This window comes from Butyrivibrio proteoclasticus (genome assembly GCF_900115735.1).
Classification (GTDB): domain Bacteria; phylum Bacillota; class Clostridia; order Lachnospirales; family Lachnospiraceae; genus Butyrivibrio; species Butyrivibrio proteoclasticus_B.
Genome location: NZ_FOXO01000030.1, coordinates 17754 through 40778, shown reverse-complemented (window position 1 = coordinate 40778; position 23025 = coordinate 17754). Strand labels below are relative to the sequence as shown.

The 23025-nt window shown below is 38.9% G+C and carries 20 protein-coding genes; 2 read left to right on the top strand and 18 right to left on the bottom strand.

Translation table 11 applies throughout. The annotated features are described in order from the left end of the window. Positions 1–7 precede the first annotated feature (7 nt). The gene (locus BM146_RS15335; protein WP_074890945.1) at positions 8–1825 is read right to left on the bottom strand and encodes a glycoside hydrolase family 31 protein; all 1818 of its coding nucleotides are present in this window, start codon (positions 1823–1825) and stop codon (positions 8–10) included. Continuing rightward, positions 1822–2844 (bottom strand): LacI family DNA-binding transcriptional regulator, encoded by a 1023-nt coding sequence (locus tag BM146_RS15330; protein WP_074890942.1) that lies wholly within the window; start codon positions 2842–2844, stop codon positions 1822–1824. The genes BM146_RS15335 and BM146_RS15330 overlap by 4 nt, the downstream gene beginning before the upstream one ends. 131 nt (positions 2845–2975) lie before the next feature. Between BM146_RS15330 and BM146_RS15325 the strand changes: the two genes are divergently transcribed. Beyond that, positions 2976–3257, top strand: coding sequence for a hypothetical protein (locus BM146_RS15325; protein ID WP_074890939.1), 282 nt, complete (start codon positions 2976–2978; stop codon positions 3255–3257). Positions 3258–3629: 372 nt separating this feature from the next. Here BM146_RS15325 and BM146_RS15315 read toward each other — a convergent pair whose 3' ends face one another. Further along, positions 3630–5036, bottom strand: coding sequence for an aldehyde dehydrogenase family protein (locus tag BM146_RS15315; protein WP_074890933.1), 1407 nt, complete (start codon positions 5034–5036; stop codon positions 3630–3632). Between the two features lie 121 nt (positions 5037–5157). Here BM146_RS15315 and BM146_RS15310 point away from each other — a divergent pair, with 121 nt between their 5' ends. Beyond that, the gene (locus BM146_RS15310) at positions 5158–6183 is read left to right on the top strand and encodes a DUF2804 domain-containing protein (protein WP_074890931.1); all 1026 of its coding nucleotides are present in this window, start codon (positions 5158–5160) and stop codon (positions 6181–6183) included. Between the two features lie 54 nt (positions 6184–6237). Here BM146_RS15310 and BM146_RS15305 read toward each other — a convergent pair whose 3' ends face one another. The 15 genes from BM146_RS15305 to BM146_RS15240 all read right to left on the bottom strand — a co-directional run bounded on the left by BM146_RS15305 (position 6238) and on the right by BM146_RS15240 (position 23019). Continuing rightward, positions 6238–7338 carry an HAD family hydrolase gene (locus BM146_RS15305; RefSeq protein WP_074890928.1) on the bottom strand — a complete coding sequence of 367 codons (1101 nt, stop codon included), beginning with the start codon at positions 7336–7338 and terminating at the stop codon, positions 6238–6240. A gap of 311 nt (positions 7339–7649) precedes the next feature. Further along, complete coding sequence (locus BM146_RS15300; protein ID WP_074890926.1) at positions 7650–8213, bottom strand: biotin transporter BioY; 564 nt, start codon at positions 8211–8213, stop codon at positions 7650–7652. A gap of 100 nt (positions 8214–8313) precedes the next feature. Then, a complete protein-coding gene (locus BM146_RS15295) occupies positions 8314–9126 on the bottom strand; it encodes a biotin--[acetyl-CoA-carboxylase] ligase (RefSeq protein WP_242949417.1) in 813 nt (270 codons plus the stop codon). Positions 9127–9251: 125 nt separating this feature from the next. Then, the gene (locus BM146_RS15290; RefSeq protein WP_074890922.1) at positions 9252–9668 is read right to left on the bottom strand and encodes a DUF6608 family protein; all 417 of its coding nucleotides are present in this window, start codon (positions 9666–9668) and stop codon (positions 9252–9254) included. Further along, the gene (locus tag BM146_RS15285) at positions 9668–10138 is read right to left on the bottom strand and encodes a LytTR family DNA-binding domain-containing protein (protein WP_074890919.1); all 471 of its coding nucleotides are present in this window, start codon (positions 10136–10138) and stop codon (positions 9668–9670) included. The genes BM146_RS15290 and BM146_RS15285 overlap by 1 nt, the downstream gene beginning before the upstream one ends. A 9-nt stretch (positions 10139–10147) precedes the next feature. Next, positions 10148–11110: an alpha/beta hydrolase gene (locus BM146_RS15280; RefSeq protein WP_074890916.1), complete on the bottom strand. Its 963-nt coding sequence runs from the start codon at positions 11108–11110 to the stop codon at positions 10148–10150. A 229-nt stretch (positions 11111–11339) separates the two neighbouring features. Beyond that, on the bottom strand, positions 11340–12971 hold the full coding sequence (locus BM146_RS15275) for an RsiV family protein (RefSeq protein WP_074890913.1): 1632 nt from the start codon (positions 12969–12971) through the stop codon (positions 11340–11342). A gap of 30 nt (positions 12972–13001) precedes the next feature. Then, complete coding sequence (locus BM146_RS15270) at positions 13002–13763, bottom strand: tRNA threonylcarbamoyladenosine dehydratase (protein WP_074890911.1); 762 nt, start codon at positions 13761–13763, stop codon at positions 13002–13004. A 23-nt stretch (positions 13764–13786) separates the two neighbouring features. Next, positions 13787–14650 carry a YitT family protein gene (locus BM146_RS15265; protein ID WP_074890909.1) on the bottom strand — a complete coding sequence of 288 codons (864 nt, stop codon included), beginning with the start codon at positions 14648–14650 and terminating at the stop codon, positions 13787–13789. A 354-nt stretch (positions 14651–15004) separates the two neighbouring features. After that, complete coding sequence (budA, locus tag BM146_RS15260) at positions 15005–15826, bottom strand: acetolactate decarboxylase (protein WP_083413589.1); 822 nt, start codon at positions 15824–15826, stop codon at positions 15005–15007. 40 nt (positions 15827–15866) lie between these two features. Continuing rightward, the gene (locus tag BM146_RS19610; RefSeq protein ID WP_177201694.1) at positions 15867–16040 is read right to left on the bottom strand and encodes a hypothetical protein; all 174 of its coding nucleotides are present in this window, start codon (positions 16038–16040) and stop codon (positions 15867–15869) included. A 137-nt stretch (positions 16041–16177) separates the two neighbouring features. Next, entirely contained in the window at positions 16178–17590 is a 1413-nt protein-coding gene (locus BM146_RS15255; RefSeq protein ID WP_074890907.1) for a radical SAM/SPASM domain-containing protein, read from the bottom strand. 9 nt (positions 17591–17599) lie between these two features. After that, on the bottom strand, positions 17600–20113 hold the full coding sequence (locus BM146_RS15250) for a DUF4135 domain-containing protein (RefSeq protein ID WP_207649937.1): 2514 nt from the start codon (positions 20111–20113) through the stop codon (positions 17600–17602). A gap of 104 nt (positions 20114–20217) precedes the next feature. Then, on the bottom strand, positions 20218–20523 hold the full coding sequence (locus tag BM146_RS15245; RefSeq protein WP_074890902.1) for a Nif11-like leader peptide family RiPP precursor: 306 nt from the start codon (positions 20521–20523) through the stop codon (positions 20218–20220). Between the two features lie 288 nt (positions 20524–20811). Then, positions 20812–23019 (bottom strand): NHLP bacteriocin export ABC transporter permease/ATPase subunit, encoded by a 2208-nt coding sequence (locus BM146_RS15240; protein WP_074890899.1) that lies wholly within the window; start codon positions 23017–23019, stop codon positions 20812–20814. Positions 23020–23025 lie beyond the last annotated feature (6 nt).

Here is a 23025-nt window from a genome sequence, read left to right as displayed (position 1 = left end):
CCTCCCTCTAAAAATGCTTTTTTATATCTTCGAAGAAGCTGCAGTCTTCCTCGCAAATATCTGATTCTTTGCCGCCTTTTATGAAAACAGGATATTTTTCCAATATAGAATCTACGATTTGCCCGCCTTCATATTTCTTTTGACTAAAAAATCCTGTCCACTCTCCACTTGGTAAATACAACCGTCTGTTATTTATACTCTCCTCAAATATAGGCGCAACCAGCAAATCTTCGCCAAAAAAGTATTCATCTTCCCATTCAAATGAGTTGCAATCTTCCGGATTGATCATAAATAAAGGCTTCATCAACGGTTGTCCATTTTCAGCCGCCTTTACTGCTTCTTTATATATGTAGGGCAATAACTTCATCCTAAGATGATGCCATTTTCTTATTTCATCAATGAAGCCCGGTGCCTTGTATGATTCTGCGATATTCCAAGGGCTTCTTTCGTTATTACCTTCTGCACTTGGCAATAACTCTTTAAACTGGCCGCCATCCGGTTCAGAATGCCATTGCATTATCGGGCAAAAGCAGGCAAATTGAGTTGATTTTAGATATAAGTCCATAGCTGGCAACGGTCCTGCAAATCCCCCTATATCAAATCCCCAGAATATTATGCCTGAGCAAGCCGCTGAAATTGCAGCTGTATACACATTTCTTAGTTCTTCATATGTTGATTGATGATCTCCTGCCCATAAAATAGGCGTTCTCTGAGTTCCTGTATAACCCGCTCTTGAAAACAGTACGTGTTCTTTCCCAAGCGTCTCATAGTATGAATTTATGTACTGCTGACAATAAGAGTTCTTTAGCTCTTTTCCTGTTTTTTGGTCAAAAGATATTACATCATCTTCATATATAAACTCTCCGCCATCAGTTTTGAAGCCATCTATTCCCATATCAAGAAGGTACTTGCGCTTTGCAAACCATGCTCTTTTTGTATCAGGATTAGAAAAATCAGGTACAAGAGATCCGGCAAACCAGTTGCCTTCAGGAATCCTATATGGTAATCCATCTTTTTTATACAGGCAAAGCTTGTTCTTTATAGCGTATTCCTCATCCATTATGTTTTGGGAATTATATGCGCCTTTTTCCATCTTCTTATATACCGGAATCTGCCACAGCACAGTATGAATTCCTTTTTCTTTCAGCTTTTGGACCATTTCTTTAGGGTTGGTCCAATATTTGCTTTCTGAAAAATCCAGATCCTCATATCTTAATTCTTCATTTCCATCTATTCCTCTGCATTTTGCACCGTTCCATATATAGAATGTCGCCTCATCACTCCAGGCTTCAAGTACCAGAACTGTCGCAGGAAAATCGTATTTTTCAAGTTTTTTGACGACATCCTCAACATCTTTTTGTGAATTCCAGCGATTGGCTGAAATCCATGGTCCAAAGGCATATTTTGGTGGAACACTGATTTTCCCAAGATAGGTGTTAAACTCGCCTGTAATATCTGCGGGCGAACCACTAAACAGCAATAATGACGCGTCATTTGGAAGAACACACCTGATCTCATGGTTAAATTCAAATGTAGTAACACAATCCGTCTCTACAAATAAGCCCCAACCTGTATCAGTAAAGAAAAAGGGAACGCTGCAATATGTTTTTTCTCCCTGATTGCAAAACTTCTCTTCCACACAGTTAATGCATTTATGGCCTTTCTGATCTATATGATCAAACTTCTCTCCAAGGCCATATACATGATTGTAACTGGCTCTGATAATGGCATAACTTTGTTGGCCGTCTTTACTATATTCTATTGTCAGCAAGCCCTTTTCTAATTGAATTTCCTCTTTGTCTTTTTCTATATCCAGCTTAATCATTGAAGCTCCCTAACACTTTCTCTCTCTATTAATTCAAACGGAATAATTATGTCCTGTTTGGGATAAGACTTATCTTCAAGTGATCTTGACAGTATTTCAACAGCAAGTCGGCCTTTTCCATATATATCCTGCTTGATGGTAGTTAATCCCGGTGTAATATACTTAGAGATTTCCAAGTCATCAAAACCGACAACTGAATAGTCAGCCGGGACATTTTTCCCCTTATTATGGAATCCTTTAATTGCGCCTATTGCTAAAACATCTGCAGTAGTCACGATTCCTGTTACTGGAATTGTGTCTCTTACGATTCTCTCTGCAATCTCAATTCCACTGTCAAAATCAACTTCCCCCTCAAAAATCAGGTCCTTATCATAACGGATTCCATATTCAGAAAGCGCTCTTTTGTAGCCTTCATGTCGCTTTTTAATTACTCCATCTTCCTTCATCTTTCCGGAAAGGAATCCTACTTTTTTATGATGTTTATCAAGCATATATTTTGTGGCAAGGTATCCACCAAGTTCGTCGTCTATCCTAATGTTATGAAATCCCTCATCCTTGCAATAGCTATCTATAAGAACTGCAGGAATCCCTATCTTTTTGAACTGATCAAAAAACTCATCCGGATATACGCCAATAGCTATTACTGCATCAAGATTTCTCTCGTAGATATGCTTAATGTAGGACTCATCTACATTTGTCCCTGAAATCAATATATGATAGCCAATCTTTCTTGCGTAGTATTCAATTGAGCTGATTATTTCACTATAAAAACTGTTATGAAACATCAGTTGACTACCGGGCTCGGTCTGCGGAATAACAACACCAATCATCTTTGAAGTTTTATTTGTAAGAGATGCCGCACCCAAATCCGGAACATAGTTCAGTTCCTCCATGGCTTTTTTTACTCTTGCCTTTGTTTCCTCAGTAATAGGCTTATTGGAGTTATTTAATATGTACGAAACTGTTGCTTTTGACACTCCAGCTCGTTCAGCTACGTCCTTTAATGTAGTTTTTTTCATCTAGTATCCTCGCTCATTTAACCGGTTAAATAAATAATAAATCCATTCTGCGATAAATTCAATACTATATTTTATTTTTTCTTTTAAACTTTTAGTGTATTCTAATACTAAAGACTAGCAGGAGGTGCACTATGGAGATTACAGAAAAACTAGACGCATTATTAGAAAAAGCCAGCAATGACAGTGTTCTCAAAGACAAACTTTTAGCTACAAGGCAGTCTCCCAACCCCATTGCCGACTTTTGCGACATTGCAAATGAATATGGTATTCAGATAAGTGTTATGGATATAGTAAATCAAGGAGAAGAATTCTACGCAGAAATTAAGCGTAGCACCAATGGCGGCGGCGAAAATTCTCCTGACCTTGATTTTCAGAATGATGAATATTCTATTTTTATGATGAGACTACATTAAGGATTACGTCAAAGAGAAGGCTTTTTATACACGATTTTTATTTTTTAAGTTTTCACATTCTGCAGGCGTGATCCTTGAATACATATTTCTAGCCGTACAATGAGCATTTCTACAAGTGTGGCAATCAAATGAAATAGAATTGCCATACATTTTTTTGCAGTTTAAAGAGCAAAACACTCGTTTATGATTTGCAGCAAGAAACAATCGTCCACAGTTCACGCACATTCGTTTGTTACGTAGCATATTATCACTTCCTTTATACTATTCCCCAACATAATAATTATATATTACATCCATTAAAAGAGCCAACTATCAAGTATGATATTATTAGCTATTTTTCTTTTTCATTTATGTGCCACGAGGATGCACTCTTTATCGCTCAAAGAGCTCTATTAGTGCTCTTTTCCAGCTTCTTCCATACGGGTGCTCCCGCATTGACAGATTCCCTTTTGTTGCACCAATAAGGACTGTTGTTGGATGCGTAAATTCGTCAAATCCCCATATGCCATGGTATGCTCCCATACCGGAGTGGCCTACACCATTAAACGGAACGCCCTTGACCATCATATGAAGGCATACTTCATTTATGCATCCACCGCCAAACTGCATCCTTTGCATGACCTTTTTGGCCCATTCCACATTGCGAGTAAAGATATAGAGCGTAAGGCCATGCTCTCTTTCGGAAATTGTATTTAGCACATCCCTGACTGCACTGTCTTTATATTTTACTACAGGAAGAATCGGGCAAAAAAGCTCTTTTTGAACTAATTCTTCATCAATATCTACCGGATATATAACAGTAGGTTCGTATTTTAAAGAGCTCTCATCACCTTTTCCGCCATATACCACTCTCTCCCTATAGTCATTTACTATACCTGCGCACTTGTCATAGGCAGTTTTCCCAATGAGGTGCGGATACTCAGGATTATTTAGTGGATCGTCACCTATTTGCTTGGAAAAAGCTTTTTTCAGCTCATGGACAAATTCATCACTGACTTCCTCAGCAACGGCAATCTGGTTTATATTTGTGCATATCTGTCCGGAGTTTAACAGCTTAAAAAATGCGATTTTTCTTGCAGCATCTTTTAAATCCGCATCTTTCCTGATTATGCACCAGTTTCCTGTTTCTCCTCCGAGTTCAAGAGCAGTTGAAGTCAGATTTTTTGCAGCCTCTGAGAGTACATGAACTCCAACTTTCGGAGATCCTGTGTAAAAGATCTTGTCAAAACGCTGTGCCAGGCACATATCCGCAACATCATGACCGCCATCCAGTACTGTTACATACTTTTCCGGAAAGATCTCAGCAATCATCTTTTTTAAAAGAGCAGTGCTTGAAGTTGACTTGGAACTGGCCTTAATAACTGCAGTATTTCCTCCAGCTATACTTGCGATCAAAACGCCTATTGACAGCATAAACGGGAAGTTGAACGGGCTGATTATAAGCGATACTCCGTAAGGCATCTTGTAAGCTTTTGTTATCACGCTTGGGAAACAGTGAATACCGCTGAAATGGTTCTCCGGCTTTGCCCATTTCCTAATGCCTCGTATTGTCTCATTAATTTCGAGAACAAGGCTTCCAACATCACAAAAATAGGCCTCAAGAGGAGTACGTCCAAGGTCATTATAAAGAGCATCTTCTATATCAGTTCTATGTTCCAATACCAATTTTTTCAGCCTTTGAAGCTGCCTTATACGAAAATCTATGTCCAAGGTCTTTCCTGACCTAAAAAAATCTCGCTGCATTTCTACTATTCTTTTAACTTCAGTCTCTGTATACATAACCTGCCCTCCTTATGAGCTAGCCCATTAACAAAATTGTATCACGCAGTATATTAAAAAAACTCAGCGAGTGATAATATTATTATATCAATCAATAATAATCGTGAAAACGGAGGGGATTATGGGGAGAAATCATGAGGTTACAACTGTTCATCCACTTCTGGGGCCCGACGGTGAGCTGATAGAACCTGGCTGGTCAAGATCTCTTTTGCAAAAATATGACAGAGCAATGATAAAGGCTCCCAAGTGGCGAATTAAAGAGTGGGATTATTATCTCGTTTTATCAGATTCTTTTGCCGGTGCCTTCACAATTTCTGATGATGGCTACATTGGTCTGCAATCTGTCTCGCTCCTTGAATTTGGAGACAATCAATGGGAACACACAGAAACCGTACTTAACGCATTTCCTATGGGAAAGCTCGCTCTCCCTTCATCTTCCGAATCCGGTGTAACCCTTTATGAAGATGAGAGGCTTCAGATGAAATTTGAAGCCAATGATGGTAAAAGACATATCACATGCCATTTTGAGAACTTTTTTGAAGGAAAAACTTTTGCCTGTGACATTACCCTTGCGCAGCCACCAATGGATTCCATGGTAATTGCCACTCCTTGGGATAAAAAGCACGCATTTTACTATAATCAAAAGATAAACTGCATGCGTGCGTCAGGCTTTATGGAGTTTAATGGGAAAAAATATGAATTCAACCCCTCCACAGACTTTGGCACTCTTGATTGGGGACGAGGTGTTTGGACCTATGACAATACATGGCACTGGGGATCAGGCAATGCTGATATAGATGGTAACTCCTTTGGTTTTAACATAGGTTACGGCTTTGGAAACACCAAAGCCGCAACTGAAAATATCATTTTTTACAATGGAAAAGCCCACAAACTCGATGATATCACATTCCATATCCCAGAAAACAGCTATATGGAGCCTTGGATATTCACGTCATCAGATGGCCGTTTTGAAATGGATTTTGTCCCTGTTCTGGACCGAGCAGCATGTCTTGATTACAAAATCATCGTTTCAGACCAGCACCAGGTTTTTGGTAGAATGAGTGGCACTGCTATTCTTGATGATGACACGGAAATCAATGTTAAAAATATCATGTGTTTTGCTGAAAAAGTGCATAACAAGTACTAAGATCTGTTATACTGCCTGCTAAAACGAACCACTAACCCGTACCTCCGGGCCATTTTATGCAGCTCCCTCTCCTTCTTCCTGCTCCTCTGGCTCAACAAACTGTACTTCTGACCGCTTAATTGTATCTGGGTAGATTTTCAGAAAGTCATTTTTCATTGAAACAGGTACATAGCCCTGTTCTCTGTATTCAGCAGATTTCTCAGTCCAATCCTGCTTGCCCCACTCACGTACATCATCATCAGCTACGACCATGTAAGCCTGAGATGGATACGGGTTTCTCTTATCAAGAACATAATTCATCATACTTGTATCACTGCCACTGTTTCCAAAGGCAAGAACCGGTCGAACTCCAATCTCTCTTTCTATATAGATTACTTTGTTAGAATTTAGATTTTTCTGGATAAATCCGCCTGTAAACACCAGGTCATCGCCATCAGCGTACTTGTAATCCATATTTGACGGAACGTCCTCATTACCCCTTTGCTTAACTTCAAATTCAGTTCCAATTACATGCGCCGGTGAAACATACTCACTTATTGGTGAATTGGCAATAATGGCACGTGAAGTTGTTCGCTCTGTTCCGCTGACAACATAAATTGTAAAGTCGTTATCGTAGAGATATTTTACTACTTCCACCATCGGAAGGTAGAAGCCATCGATGTATCTCATATTTTGGAAGCTGTCTGTATTCTTCTGTCCAAACTCAACAGCATAATCGTATAACTCCTGAATAGTCATACCTGCATAAGCCTTAGCAAAGTTTCTCGCAAGTTCTTCGCCTGCTGTATATCCAGGTCGTATTTCTGCAGCGGCTGTTTTTAGCTCATCTGATACTTTTTCAGGATGATCTGTCAGACAGTAATTGATAAACATCATGGTGTCATAATATGTATAGAATGTTTCACAAGTCAGAGTTCCATCCATGTCAAAAACAGCAATTCTATCCTCTACAGGGATGAAATGCTCTTTATCTTTTTCATTGGTAACCATCGCTACATAACTTCTCAGGCTCTCTGCTGCTTCCGAATTCTCAGACCAATACTGGTTAAGCGCCTTGCCTTTCTGGCTGCCACATCCGGTTATTCCTGCACAAACAAATATCATTACCATTACCAACAGCGTGGATAATACCTTTAGTCTGCTTCTCTTTTTCATAATTATTCTCCTTTATCATGAAGTGATAATAACATTATAGCAATCATTTCAAAACGTGGAAATGATAATTACAAGCTATGCATTCTTGAATCAACAATTCAAGAATGCATCAACCAAGCCAATTAAAATCGACTTCGTCGATGAGGCTTGGTTGACTCTTCACTCATATTCTCACGAAATCCGCAGTATATGCGGATTTCTGGAATTTAGTTCAAGATGTCATGCTATTTTATACGAATGAAAAAGAAAAAAGAAAGTGTTGCAGCATATTTTGCCTCAACACTTTCTTAAATAATCATCAATTTATTTTTTTATTTTATCACAGGCTCAATTCTCTTTGCTACAACTACAGCAAGTGCCATCTTGATAAGATCAGGAATAATGAATGGGAATACGCACCAGCCAAGTACTGTAAGAAGTCCAACTTCGCCGCTGCTCTTAATATACACATGCATGAACCATGCTGTTCCAAATGCATAGCATACTGCAAGCCCAAGAACAAGTGCTACAATCTTCATAACAATATTCTTCTTAAAAAATTTTTCAAATAGAATGTAAATAAGACCTACAAATAAAAATCCAATGATGTATCCGCCTGTACTTCCCAGAAGAATTCCGATTCCTCCGCTAAAGCCAGCAAATACAGGTACTCCAACAGCTCCAAGCAGCACATATACAAGAGTCGCTATTGTTCCCCTCTCGCCTCCAAGTAAAAGAAGCACAAAAAATACAGCAAATGTCTGAAGTGTAAATGGAACTGCTGTAGGAATGCTTATCCAGGAGCATATAGCTATCAGTGCTGCGCTGATTGCTATGTATACCATATCCAATACTTTTGAATTCTCTCGTGTTTTAACTACTTCTGCATTACTCATGATGTATTAGCCCTCCAACTATAATCTAAATTCGCGAATACACGATTCAAAACGCTTATATGAAGGTACCACATCAAAAATAGATTGTCAACCAATTATATTATCTAGGTTGACAATCTAAAATTTTCTCAATTATTCGCGCTATAAGGGCATTTTTTGTAATTGTTGCCTTCCCGGCCTCAAACAAACTAGACGCTCGCTCTTTTACATCCTCGGGGAATCCGCTTATATCAGAATCAAAGTTGATTCCTATTCCGGCAACTATCCACTGAAGGGTATTACTGTCAAATTCACTGCCGGACTCAAGCAAAATACCACAGATTTTTTTGCCTTCAACATAAAGGTCATTGATTCCTCCGATATAGGCTTCTATACCCGAAAGTTCCCTAATGGCGTCTATTACAGCCCTACCGGTAAAAGAAGTAACTTCTTTACTGTCTGTACTAAACAAAAGCTCAGGTCTTAAAACAATGCTCATGTACAGTCCGCCCTCTGGAGAAAAGAATGAATGGTCCTTTCTGCCCCTTCCGCCGGTCTGTGTCGCAGCTACTATGACTGTGCCGTGCGGTGCTCCTGCCATAGCAAGCTCTTTTGCCTTATCACTGGTTGATTTAAGACTGTTATATACAAATATGTCAGCTTTATTAAAATCATCCGGTAATTCAGCCTTTATCCCCTCGACAGATATAATGTCATTATTATCTGCCAGTCTATAGCCTTTGTTGCTGACCGCCTCAATATTGTATCCCTTCTCTCGAAGATCCTTTATGGCTTTCCACACTGCATTCCTGGAAACGCTGCACTGCTTTGCCATCTCTTCTCCGGATGTATAGTTATCTTTATTGGATTCAAGTATAAATAAAACTCGCTCAGATGTGCTCATATATGTCTCCCATCTTATTGTCCTATTCATTTATACCATCATTTTCGTTTATCTGCTATAACTCCTTGCCTGTCGACGGATACATAACGCTTCAAAAAGAAAGCCCCTGACGCATATAACTTAATATAATTCCATAACTACTATCGCCCTGGCAATCATCCAGCCCGTTTCTGTAGGTCCTTAATTATGCTGTCCTTTTTCTTTGTATCAGCAAACACACTGTAGTAATATACCCCTGCAAGAATCACATATGGAATCGTAAATGAGCGGTATAGGTCCAGCCATCCTTGTATAGTTATAGTGTCAAAGTGACTCACGATTAAAAGCATTACTGCTATCAGTACACACGCTAACAGATATTGGATGACCATCATGGCCAGTGGGCTTATACTGTCAAAGAGCCTATGAAGGGATAAAACAACAGAGGCTATGATACAGATAGCAAGCATCATCAGCTCATTCATATTATTTGTCTGACCGCCAAAAATAATGTTGATGACAGCAGAAGAAACAGAAACCACTGTGTATGACATAAAAATCATTAAGGCTAAATTCTTAAAATATTCTTTCACTATACCATTCTCCGCATTTTCTGAAGATACTGATCAAATTCCTTCTTGTAACTTCTGTTGACACAGATTCTCTCACCATTATCAAAATAAGCATAAACCTTCATATTAAGATCTGGCTTTAACTGTTTTATTCTGAAAATGTTTATGAGATTAGACTTGGAAACTCTCACAAACCCATAGTTCCAAAGGAGCTCCTCACACTCTGCCAGTGTTTTCATAATACGATAGACCCCGGTCCCGGTGTACATAAAAAGTTTTCTGTCCACATAATCCAGATAATATACCTCTTTGGGGTCGATCAGTATCTCTTCCCCATCGTCAAGATCATCATCCGCAGGTCTTCCCGAAAGAGATATTCTCTCGGACTGCACAATATCTATTATCTGTTTTATCTGTGGTCTCATATTTGAGAAATACAGATCCACATGCTCATTTTTATTATTCTTGTCTTCGAACAGGTTTAACTTCATACTCACTTTTTACAATCCGGCACCGGCAAGGAAAGTTTCAACATATTCCATGTATCCATCCGGATCATCAATAACTCCTTCGATATGTGCACTGTTTACATAAGCAATGCTCTTTTCTGAACTGCCAACATTTTCATATACTTCCTCAACCTTTTCAGGAAGGCAGACTGTATCCTTTTGTGAAACAAAAATGAGTGTAGGCAGCTGATCATTTTCTACAACCTTGATTGTATCACCATCATTCCAGTTGATGCGATAAAAAATCTTTGAATATAGCTTACCTGCTTCTGTAAGATAGGATGTTACAAATGACTCCATTTCCTCCGGATCATCATCTGCAATCACACTTCTGATCATGTATTCCATTCCCGGAACAGGACTGTCACAGATAACTGCATCCGCTGCTTCTACTGTTCCAGGTGTTACGTTTGATGCATAAATTGCTGTGGCCTGTGCCCCCATTGACTGTCCATGAACAATAACCTCTGAACTTCCAAGTTCTTCTCTGGCATATCTTACAAGCGCCTTTATATCACGGAGCTCATGAATCCCAAAGGTTACTTTATCATCCGGATTTAATCCATGACCTCTGTCATCAAAAGCAACTACGTTATAACCTCTTTCGATATACTGCTGTGCAAGAGGATATGTGCTTACTCTGTCGCCACCTGCTCCGTGCACAAGTACTACACACTTATCGCTGTACATATCAAAAAAGGTTCCGGGAACAACATTGCCATCCTCTGCCGTAACAGAAATCTCTTTGCCTTGAGTGCCGGCGATAAAGCCGTCAAGGTCAAATCCGTACTTTGCCAGCTGCTTAACCGAGTTGCCCTGAGTATCATTGTTTTTATTCTGATAAAACACGCCATCAGTAACCAGCTTGGCCATTCCAACAGTTCCTGTGACTATCAGTACAGCAACTACTCCTAATATGATTTTAACCACCCTGCCAATTATATTTCTTTTCATTTGTTTTTACTCCCTTCCTTAAGATATTTTTACTTTATCAAAAACACACTTCTCATATCTTAAGATTTGCATAAGTTGCATTTTCTGATGTATAAGGTGCAATTAATATCATCATGTAACAAAGACAAGATCTTTTTTTACATTTTAGACAAAAGAAAAAGACGTATAAACCATATGGTCTATACGCCCTTCGTTTCTATTGTGCGTAATACTGCAATTTTAAACATTTTTATTGCGCAATACTGAATTCATATGCAGTGTTGTATGTAGCAACATAGAGCGTGTCATCAACGATCTGGAACTGATCAGCTGCAGAATTGACAGGTATCGAATCGTATTTTTCTCCCGTAAATCTGTCTAAAAGATAAATATAGTCAGGCTCAGCTGTAAAACCGTAGCCACAGATTATTGTATCTCCAACCACTTTAAAGTTCCCTGCATTGGCAACAAGCGGCTCACTTCTGAATAAAAGCTCGTTTGTGTTAACATCAATAGCTACAATATAGCTTGACCATGGCTCTTCAGATGCATATCCCCAGTGTCCAAGCTCAGCATAAAGAATGTTATCAACTACAGTAGCATATCTGATGAACTGATTCTGGGCTGATACTCTCTCTTCCTCATAATCCGGGCCATCACACAGTTCTGAAAGGTCAAAATTGTAATACATCTTTTCCATACTGGTATCATAAATCTGAAGCCCCTGGAATGTATTACCATAAGATACTTCATTTACCCCTGAGTAAAAATAATTCTCATCCTCATGAGTAAGTCCTTCCTGCATAAATCCGTGCTTTTCTGCCCACACTTCTGTATCAAGGAAATCTGTTTTTTCCTCTTTTGTCTTAGTAAGAGTGATATGTTCAGTACCCGCAACCACGCCTTCAGCCTTGTAGCTCTTCCATGTAGGGTTTGCTATTTTAACGCTATCAGGAATTGGTTCACTTTCCTTTGGTTCAACCTTGATAGGTTCTGCCTCAGTCCTTGTCACAATCTTTGTCATATCCTGTGCTTCACTCATCTGGAAAGCAGGCTGTATGAGGTTCGGATAATCTTTTACAGATAGAACAATATCAAGATCACCGGTAGCATAAGAAGCTATCTCATATGGTGAAAAGTGAATCCTAAGCCCCTCCGCATTTATGATCCAGGTATAGGTATCATCTTTTAGTTTCTGTACAAACTGATCAGGGTCTTCGTCCTCCCCCTGATAATAAAAGCTATCCACTTCTTCCATGATTCCCGGATAAGCCCTTTCCAGTTCTGTTCTGATTGCCTCTGAAAGTATAGAACTGTCATTTAGAACCTGATCGAGCCTTAACATCTGGCCCGTTATAGGATCAATATTGATAGAGGCACTGCCATGATTGGGATGCGCACCTCCTGAAAAGCTTTCATATTGCTCTTCCATTGAAAAAAGACGATCATCAATCCTTGCTACACTCACATTATTATCATCATAGTAAACAGCATCTTCGTAAAAAGTATCTTCTAAAACCCAGGAAGCATATTCAGCAATCCTCTCAGGTATTTCATAGCTGATATTGTCATTGTAGCTTGCAACATATTCAGCAAGCTTGGGATACTTTTCTTTATACTCGTCAGATAAAACAATCTCTGTATAGCTTCCGGTACATAATTCTCTTTCTTCATTACTTGATGTAACAGCATGATTAACAAGTGTGATTGGATAACCTGTATTTACACTTGTTTCAGCTGTCTCTTCAGATACTTCACCACTTTCTACAAATTCTGAAGTAACAGCTTTTCCGCTTTCGTCCGAGGTATTACCTACGTTTGTGCACGCAGTAAGGCCTATAGATGCAAGCATAACAATAGCAACTGCTTTTTTATTTTTCATAACATATCCCCCTGTAACCATAAATTATGGTTATCTTTTTATTCCTGTAATATCATTTATGATTTCACCGGCGATGATGAGTCCTACTACAGAAGGAACAAATGCCGTTGAACCCGGAATCGCCCTGCGTTTGGAATCTCTTCCTGCTGTTTCCTGAGAAACGGTGTTGTTATCATTTTCACTTTTTGACGTATCTGCCTGTGGCTGTATTGGCTTTTCCTTTGAATAAACAACCTTTAGATCTCTGATTCCTCTTTTTTTACACTCATGTCGCATTACCTTGGCAAGCGGGCATATGGAGGTCTCATATATATCAGCAACTTCAAACATCGAAGGATTTATCTTATTTCCTGCTCCCATTGAAGATATAACCGGGATGTTTGCCTCTTTTGCCATTTCTATGATCGTAAGCTTTCCGGTAACAGTATCAATTGCATCCACAACATAATCATAATCGCTGAAATTAAACTGGTGCTTTGTCTCCGGTAAAAAAAATGTCTTATATGTTCGAACCTTGCAATCAGGGTTAATATCGTGAATTCTTTCCTCTGCCACATCAACCTTGTATTTTCCAATGGTCTTTGTTGTTGCGATTATCTGCCTGTTGAGATTTGAAGCACAAACCTCATCATTATCAATGAGATCTAGCGCGCCTACTCCGCTTCTGGCAAGAGCCTCAACTACATAACCGCCAACTCCACCTACTCCAAAAACAGCAACTCGGGCAGAAGCAAGTTTTTCCATAGCTTCCGCGCCATATAATAATTCAGTTCTTGAAAACTTATCTGACATAAATTACATCCTTTCTATAGCTATCACTCGAATACCCTCTCAGGCATAGATTTGGATCTGTACTGCATTTCGCTTACTTTATATACTGTAACGAAAGCCTGTGGATCCACTTTATCTATAAAAGCCATCAGCTTTTGGAATTCGTTTTTATCCACGATAGTAATGATCTCGTCGTGCTCCTGCATGCGATAAGCGCCTATAGCCTTATAAATACTTGCTCCGCTGTGTAGCTCGTTCAGTATAAATTCCCGAATTTCCTTCTCAAAAGGTGAAACAATACATACTCTTCTCTTTAGCTTTTGATCGAAAATAAAATGATCCAGGATTACACCATTAAAATATGTCCCCAAAATGCTAAGCAGCAAAGTTTTTGAATCATAAACAAGGATCGAAGATACTGCCACACAAAGCCCTGCCGCTGACATTGCCTTTCCTAAATCAATCCTCAAGTACTTGTTGAGAATCTTTGCTACAATATCCAATCCACCTGAGGAAGCGTTTCTGTTAAAAAGAATTGCGATTCCGATACTTACAAAGAATATGTAACACAAAACATCAAGTGTAGCATCACCTGTAAAAGACACAAAATCAGGAAATGTCCTTTCAAATATGCCAATTACCACAGGAAGTAAAATAGACGTATACACTGTCTTATACCCAAACTCAGGTCCACAGGTAATAAAACCTATTATCAAAAGAAATACATTCAGTATCATTGTTATCACAGAAACCGGCAAAGGAACAAAATTTGTAAGAACGATTGATAATCCAGAAATGCTGCTTACTGATGCATGGCTTGGCATAAGGAAAAAGTAAACAGCCGCTCCGATTATTATTGTTGCCATTGTCAAAACAAATATTTCTTTTATAAGTGCAAACCTTTTCATTTAGATATTTCCCATCTTTTTAAACTTTTTTATAATTTCAGCATATAGAATTATATACTTAAAACTTTATAATTCAAACAGTAAATCCATCGATAGTTGATGGTTCCCTTGAAAATAAGATCTTCATTAGCTACGGATATATCAGTAAGCTCCAAAATCGGGCATCCCTTAATCTTAAACAATTCATTTGGAATTGTTTTATGATAAGAATCAAGAAAAATAGCCATTTTCGCAGGATTTTTGCACCTCGAAAATGGCTAATAATTCATTTAAATTCCGGGATAAACGACTACCAATTATAAAAAGTCTACAACTAATATACACTTTTTATGCATCTTCTTTATATTGCGCCCATTACTCACCAGTCTCGACTTCTTTTATATCTTCTGACTGGTCTATAGTCAGATCAAAGCCATCAAACATCTCATTATCAGGCAGTTTCATTTCAAATCCCTGGGTATAATCCAATGCAAGATCAGCCTTATCAATATTCAGGCCAAGTACATGGCCTCCTTTTTCCCTGTCTTTTGAAATAAAGTGCAGATGCCATCCTGCCGCATTTAACTTATCCATATATGGCGGACAGTATAATCCCACCACAGTTCCTTCTATATCGGAATAATCAAAAAATGTCTGGTCTGTCTCAAGAACCTTTGCAAGTGGCTTATAAGGTTCGTTTTGCTTATATTCGCTGCGGACATTCATCTCCTTAAATTTACCATCGATTCGTATAACGCAGAACCCATTCGGGAGTTTCCCTTCAAGTTTTTCATTCAGTAGCTCCTTTAATGCGTCAATATCAGTGATTCCTTCGAGCGTTACATTTTCATCCTCGTCAAAGAAAGTCACATTTGAAAAAGGGATTGTCTCATCATCACTTACCTTTTCGACTAAGCCATCACTCTTTGCTTTATAAACAACACCGTCAAGTACTATCATTTCGCCATCAAGTCCGTCAAAAGTACCAAGCCCGGTATCTCCGTTCTGTTTAAGTTCTCCGGCAGTAATACTGCCATGATAATCACCGAAGGTTAAACCCTGAAGCAATGAAACCTGAAAAAGAACCTCACGGTCTGCCCCTTCTCCACTCCCTCCGGTGCTTCCGGACGAAGCACATGCCGTAAATGACAAGACAGCTGCCATCATAATCGGTGCTAAAACCAGTTTCTTTCTCATTTTTACCCCCTTATATTCGCAAAAGCCTTTAAATTGTTCCTCATGGTTGTGTCATAAGAATCTTAATCAGTTCTGCAAAGCTGACTATTTCCTGTACAGTTGTGTATTCTTCAGTTGTATGTATGTTATGCATGGGACCGTATATATTTAGTCCGTCCATTCCGTGTTTTATCAAAGAATTTATATCACTTCCTCCAAAGGATTTCTTTGCCACGGCTCTCCTTCCCTGTTTCTCTCCTGCTATGCCAACCCTGTCATCTGCTCCCAGAGCAGTCGTATGATCGCTTGTGATTGTTCCGCCGTCATTTAATATGATCTTCTTATGTTACAGAAAGATGATTATCCTAACTGTCAGACGGTTCTGAAGGAACTCTGGATTTCCCCCGCATTCTTCCAATCCTTTAGCGCATCACATACTTTTTCATACCACCCATTTTCAAAGAAATAGCACTTAGTTATATCTTCACCATAAGAATCTTCTTTCTCGCCTGAGTACAAAAATCCCAATACTCTGCAACCGCCTGTACAGTACCTGAAATACTTACATTGTCCACATTTAGAATTATTATTCTTCACATCACCTACTGTTCTACATGCAATATCAAGATAATGACTCTCGGTTAGCACAGCTTTAAGTGTTGTATCGTGGAAATTTTCATATACAATCCCATGCTCTTTCAGAATACCCGATGTTTGCATACATGGCTGAAATTCGCCATCAGAATTAAGAGCAATCATCCCTCTGACTCCCTGACATGCCGGAAAACCATCACGATACTCACTTTCCAGACGATTTACAGGCACCAATCTAAAACTTTTTTGGGCAGGATATAGCCTGATAAATAGCCATACTATAATATCCATATTCATGCCACTATGAATATATTTTTCACAAAAATCCAACATCAAACTATAGTACTCTTCTAAGCTGAGGGTTCCCTCAGGGGCATTATTTCTCCATCGAGGTGTTTCAGTGGTGCGGATAATACGCATTCCCATAACACCCATCTCATTAAGTCTTTTTGCTGTATCCATAAGACTATCTACATTTGTCCTATTAGCCTGAGACTGAACAACAACAGGAAAACCATTCTCAACGGATAATCTTATTGCATCAAGAGTTTTTTGCTCAGCGCCTTTACAATTTCTCATCCAATCATGATATCCGATTCCATCAAACGATATCTTCATCTGTGGATAAGCACCTATTTCTTTAAATTGATCAAGTATGCCCTGAGTAATGTAGAAACCATTTGTATTAAGCTCATCTACTATCATATTTCTACTGTAAATCTCACGAACAACATTCATAAAATTCTTGTGTAGCATAGGTTCGCCACCGGTAATTGTAAAAGCATGTACCCCGCATTCCTCTGCCTCATCAAGCAAACGATGTAATTCTTCCAAACTCCACTCTGTCATGATGGGTGCATTATCAGCGGCGTTAAAGCAATGGAGACAATTATAGTTACACTTTCCTGTTATAGTCAGGTTTATTCTAGGGAAACATATATTTTCGTATTTACGAAAAGAAGACCAGCTAGATGGATGCTCGCCTTTTTCGCAAGATGCAATGATTTTTTTGTATAATAACTCCTGTACAACATCATCCAAATCCATATCATGTTCACCATCACATTTCAATAAAACATCTGCCTGCTTTACTGTAAGCGGATATGGATTTGGCAAATACTTTACATAAAAGGCATATTTCACATCCTTCCAGCTTCTAAGTGCGTAATCTTCTTTGATTCTGAAATACATTATGTCACCTCACAAAACTGATATAATCTTTTCAGGAAAAGCGAATCGGAGCATTTCATAACCAATTCCACTTATGCCATAAAACAGTGATGGTGTTGCCCCGTTATTAAACATATATGAATTGTAGCGATAGCTTCCCTCATCATCGCGTCGCTTTTGCATTGCACTAAGAACTTTATTAGCCATAGAATAGTCCCCAATAGACACATAGTATTCCACAATAGCGGAATTGCCACAGCACAAATGATCTCGTACATTTAACGGAAGCTTGGCAATACTTATTTTAACTTTTTTTTCAAGCGCCATTAGCACATCACTATTTATTCCATTTGCCTTTATTCTCTCCAGCATTATTCCTATGCCAGGTGGCCCAGAACAATACCCATTCATATAACTTTCTGTTGGAACCTTGCGCAAATCAGGCCAAGTCCCAAACTGAGAAATATATTTATTATGCAATTCATGTTCATATATGATTCCTTCGTACGCAGCCTTAAAATATATCTTATCTTCCAAAATTTTTGATACTGAAAAAAGCGCCTCTGCTATACCCGCTTGTCCGTGGCCAGCGCCACTTATAGCGCAAGGATTATTACTAAAGGATTTCCATAAATTCATTCCATCGCACTCTAATGTTTTTAATTCCAGTAACCTGTCGGCAAGTATTTTTAAAATTACTTTGTTATTCCTGTACTCTTCAAATCTGCATAATGTTGATAGCAATCCAGCCAATCCACACATTCTGTCAGGTAAATTACATAAGGAATAATCTATTGTATCCAAAAGCTTAACATATAATTGCTGTAGACTTCGAATTTCAGAAGAATCGTAATATCTTCTTATTACCGCTAAGCCAGTAAGTATTCCACCTATTCCTTCAGCTTCACCTAAATCAGGAGATTTTTCGCTATTTATGTATTTTAGTCTTATATAGTCGTGTGTATGCTCAAGATAAAATATACATTCATCTAGTATTTGTGACGATATATCTTTTATCTTTTCGTCAGCGGATACGCTTGCACAGGCAGTGGAAAAAACAGCCATCCCGCATAAGCCAAGCGCTAAATCAGCCTTACAAAAACCAAATTTCCCCCCATCTGCACGATTATATCCCCAATAAATATGTCCATCTTTACCTTTAATGCCAAGATCATATACTTCCTTTAGTATACTCTCAGCCTCATTAACAGCTATCCTTTCAGAACAAACCTCTCCGGAAGTTGATATGATGTTTTCTTTTGCTTCTGCATTCAATAATGCAGGATACTGTAGTATAGCTCGTTTTATAAAGCCTATATCAAATTCTCTATCATTGTCATCCAGATGCTGAATTATATCTATTGCGTGCTTAAATGAACTACTTTTTATAGCATTACTAACAACGCATTCCTTATCCATATATATTGAGCAACTATCAAGTTTGGTATAGGCATATGGTATATCTCCACACAGGAGTTGACTAATTTCACTCTCAATCATCGACTGAAATTTCAGTTCTGTATTCTTGTATAAAATCCGTTTTAATAAATCAATGGTTTTCCTTCTGCTTTCATCATCTGAAACAGCCTGACGATGATATAGTTTTCTTATATAATCATCGTAATCCTTTGTACTCCTAAGAATCACTCTTATCGGAATATCCTTGGGAAAACTGTTTATCTTTTGTATGATTATCTCCTTTTTGGCCGCAACTGTATCATAAAAAGTCCTATACCCATTTAGGTAGTCATCTAAATAACTGTATATAGTAACTGATCTCCCGTTTAAAACTGGTGAGTTTCTGTTGCCTGTCGGCATCAAAATACTGCATTCCATTCCATTTATTCTGGCTGGCAAAATGCCATAGCCATCCAAAGTTCTATTCTTTATACTTATCAAATTCGGGAAACATTCATCCTCGTCATCAAATATAAATATCGGTGAAAAGCTGGTTTCCAGATCTATAATATAGGGCTTAGCACCAATGAAAAGTATATTTTCACTATGCATATCAGCGGTTCCCAGTATTTTGGCAAAAGCAGTGACTGCCCCTAAATTGCGAAAAAACTTTCTCACTTCATCATCATCATCAATGATTCTCTTTTGTTCTATATATTCATTTACGCCATATTCTTTTCCACATGCATAACATTTGGGTATCCCTATATATTCATCGAAATATTCAGTTATCAATTCGTTAATGCACTTATCCACCCTTGAATCTCTTGGTTTATATACAAATATTCCAATATCAGTCTTAATAATGGTGACACTTCGTCCTTGATTATGTGTGTCCCCACTAATAAAACCCACATCTTCTATCTTTGAATAAACCTTATCCGGAAATATCGCATCACTTATAGCACATTTATCCCTTTCAAGCCTAATTAGCATTTCTATAAAAGCATCTGTCACAAGATAAAGTCTTTTCCTCAGAATTTCCTTTAAAGTAGTAGAAATAGTTCCGCTTTTATAAATGTCTGGTTCAATAAAAAAACCATTTGTTGTGCTAGTAACTATATCCTCGCCAATACTATTTAACATGTTTTCAAGGTGCACAAAAACTTTGTCCGCAAGCATATTTGCTTGCGGACAAGAATTCACTCGTTCTATTTGTTCATCAATAAAACTCTTAATCATAATATTCATCAGCAAGGATACCAATCAGGAATTAACCCTTTTTTCTTTGCCATTTTTGACATTTTCTTATATACAGAAACAGTTTTACAGATCAAACCTCCACCAGATACATTCTCAATGTCTTCTACAGACAAAGGTGTATCATCATCCTTTTTTATTCCACTAATATATTCCTTGATATCATCTTCTGTTACATCACAGCCATTAGCCTTTACAAAATCAAGCACTGCATCATTCTCGATAGCCGCAGCATATGCTTTTTGTAAATCCTTATTTGCGGAAATCTCTTTATGTAGTTCCTGTAAAGTTTTCATAGATAAATCCTCCTTAATGAATAACAACAATGAATAATAACAGCTAATATAATTATCACATAGAAACTGCGTAAGCACAAGTATTTTCGGTAGTTAGTCATCCGCATGATTTACCATGATTTTCCATGAGAAACTTCGAAAAAGCGTCATCATTATATCAGGTCTCTACGGTTGGAAATGTAGCACCCAAATATAAAGCGCTTACGATACTGCTGTAACCAGCAAGAATGTATTTGCATTATGAGAGGTATAGAAGGTTGCGATTTCCAGTACTGGAATTTCAACAAATCAGGGCTTTTTCTCTACTTCCCCCGCTGTATCCAATTGCTGCCTTTCTACCAGATCAGCAAAGTATCCACCCTTTTTAATCAGCTCGTCATAGGTGCCATCCTCAATGATACGACCTTTGTCCAGTACCACTATGCGGTCACAGTGACGGATGGTAGAGAGCCTGTGTGCCACAACGATACGGGTACATCCCATGGCATCAAGAGACTCTGATACTGCTTTTTGAGTCTTATTATCGAGGGCCGAGGTAGCCTCATCAAATATGAGGAGTTTGGGTTTGGGAGCGATTGCCCTGGCAATCATGAGCCTCTGCTTCTGACCGCCAGAGATGCCGCCCTGTCCCTCTGATATAATCGTAAACATTCCCATCGGCATGGCTCTGATATCATCTGCGATTCCAGCTTTCTCAGCTGCTTCCCATGCATCATCCATGCTTATATGCGGAGCTGTGATAACAATGTTCGAATAAATGTCCCCGGAAAACAGATCGCCGTCTTGTGTTACGGTTCCTATATTTCTCCGCAGTGTCCCTAGATCAAGACTTCTTATATCCTTTCCATCATAATAGACAGCCCCGCTTTCCGGAGTTTCAAAGCCAAGCAGAAGACGGATCAGCGTAGACTTCCCACATCCTGTTTTTCCCACAATAGCAACATACTCACCGGGATTAATCTTTAAGGAGAGATCATCAATAATATAGGGATTACTGTCATTGTAGCGAAATGATACATGATCCAACTCCACATTTCCGGAAATCCCTGTCACTATTTCCTTGTTTAGTGCCGTCTCCGGAACTGTCTTTAAAAATGGCTCAGCCATCTCCAGGAGAGGTCTTATCTGAGCCGCCTGGAGGGCGATACCTGATAGTGCGGTAAAGGCTTCCATTACCATTCCATAGGCAGACATAAATGCGAAGTAGGAGGGCTGATCAACGCCGCTTTCTACAGCCATAAAATACAGAATAATTGTTGAAAACAGACTGATACCCGTAGTTATGACATTTGTAACCTTCAGAATTGTAGGAGGATTGTATGTTAGTTCAGCCTTTTCAGCATACAGATTCAGCCATTTCGCAAATACTCTTTTCTCCGCCCCGGCAAGTTTGATCTTCTGAACTCCGGTTAGCAGAGAATAGCTTAATCCCGATTCCTTTGCTGCTTTCTCCATTATCTGTTTACTGATTCTGGCTTGCAGAAGTGTCACTAAAACAGAAAAACTGACAGTTACCAGTATGATGTTTAAGGAAGGGATGACAAGTGCAGGTGTAAAGCGGAAAATCTGCTGGATATATAAAAGTGAGACTAGTGATGTCAGTCCTGTATTCAATATCATATTCTGCATGATTGTGCATAATTCATTAACAGACATGGAACGGCTTTTTAATTCTCCTGGACTGTAGGCGCGGAAAAAACTAACAGGCAGGGATATAATACGCATCATCATGGATGATTCCACTGCAATGGATAGCTTTGTCTGCACCCTGCTGCTAAGCAGTCCCCTTATCGCGGAAAAAAGCTGCGAGGACAAGGCTACGCAAAATATGAAAATTGCTGCGCCTATAAGTGCCGATGTCCTTCCACTTGAAAGTACCGGGCCTGTCACAGCGGCGGTTATCTGCGGAAGCATTATTCCAGCAAATGTCACTGCCAAAGCTGCAATCACAACAAGAAAAATGTCGCTGACACTGATGCAGGATTTCATATACCCTAAAAGATCTGTTATCTTTAGTGCTCTAAGCGGCAATGGACGATAAAAACATATGGCATCGGTTTCAAATTCCTTTTCAGTTTTCCTGTTAAGGTAAACTTTTTTTCCTGTTTCGTTATCAATATAAAAATATCCGTGAAGCTTTTGCGGCAGCAATGCCACCGGCGTTCCATCTTTCTTTTTTAATCCTATGAGAGGACCGTATGCATCCTCATACCACCTGCTCTTAAGCTCAACGTCTCGTCGCATCAGACCGTACCGTTTGAGACAATAGTCCATCTGTTCATCCGTTGATTGTATATCTTCCGGAATCTCAACCGGCTTTAGATGATAACTTTTCAGCACTTCATCAATGGCACGCTTTGTCAGTATCCGCTCATCAGATAGTTGCTCTGCCATTCGCTGGCCTAATACAACGGAAGCGATCTTTTGAAACGAATCTTCAAGTACCTGGGCATCGGCCCTTCTTCGTTCTTCTATTTGGTCCTCAAACCACCCCATGTCATA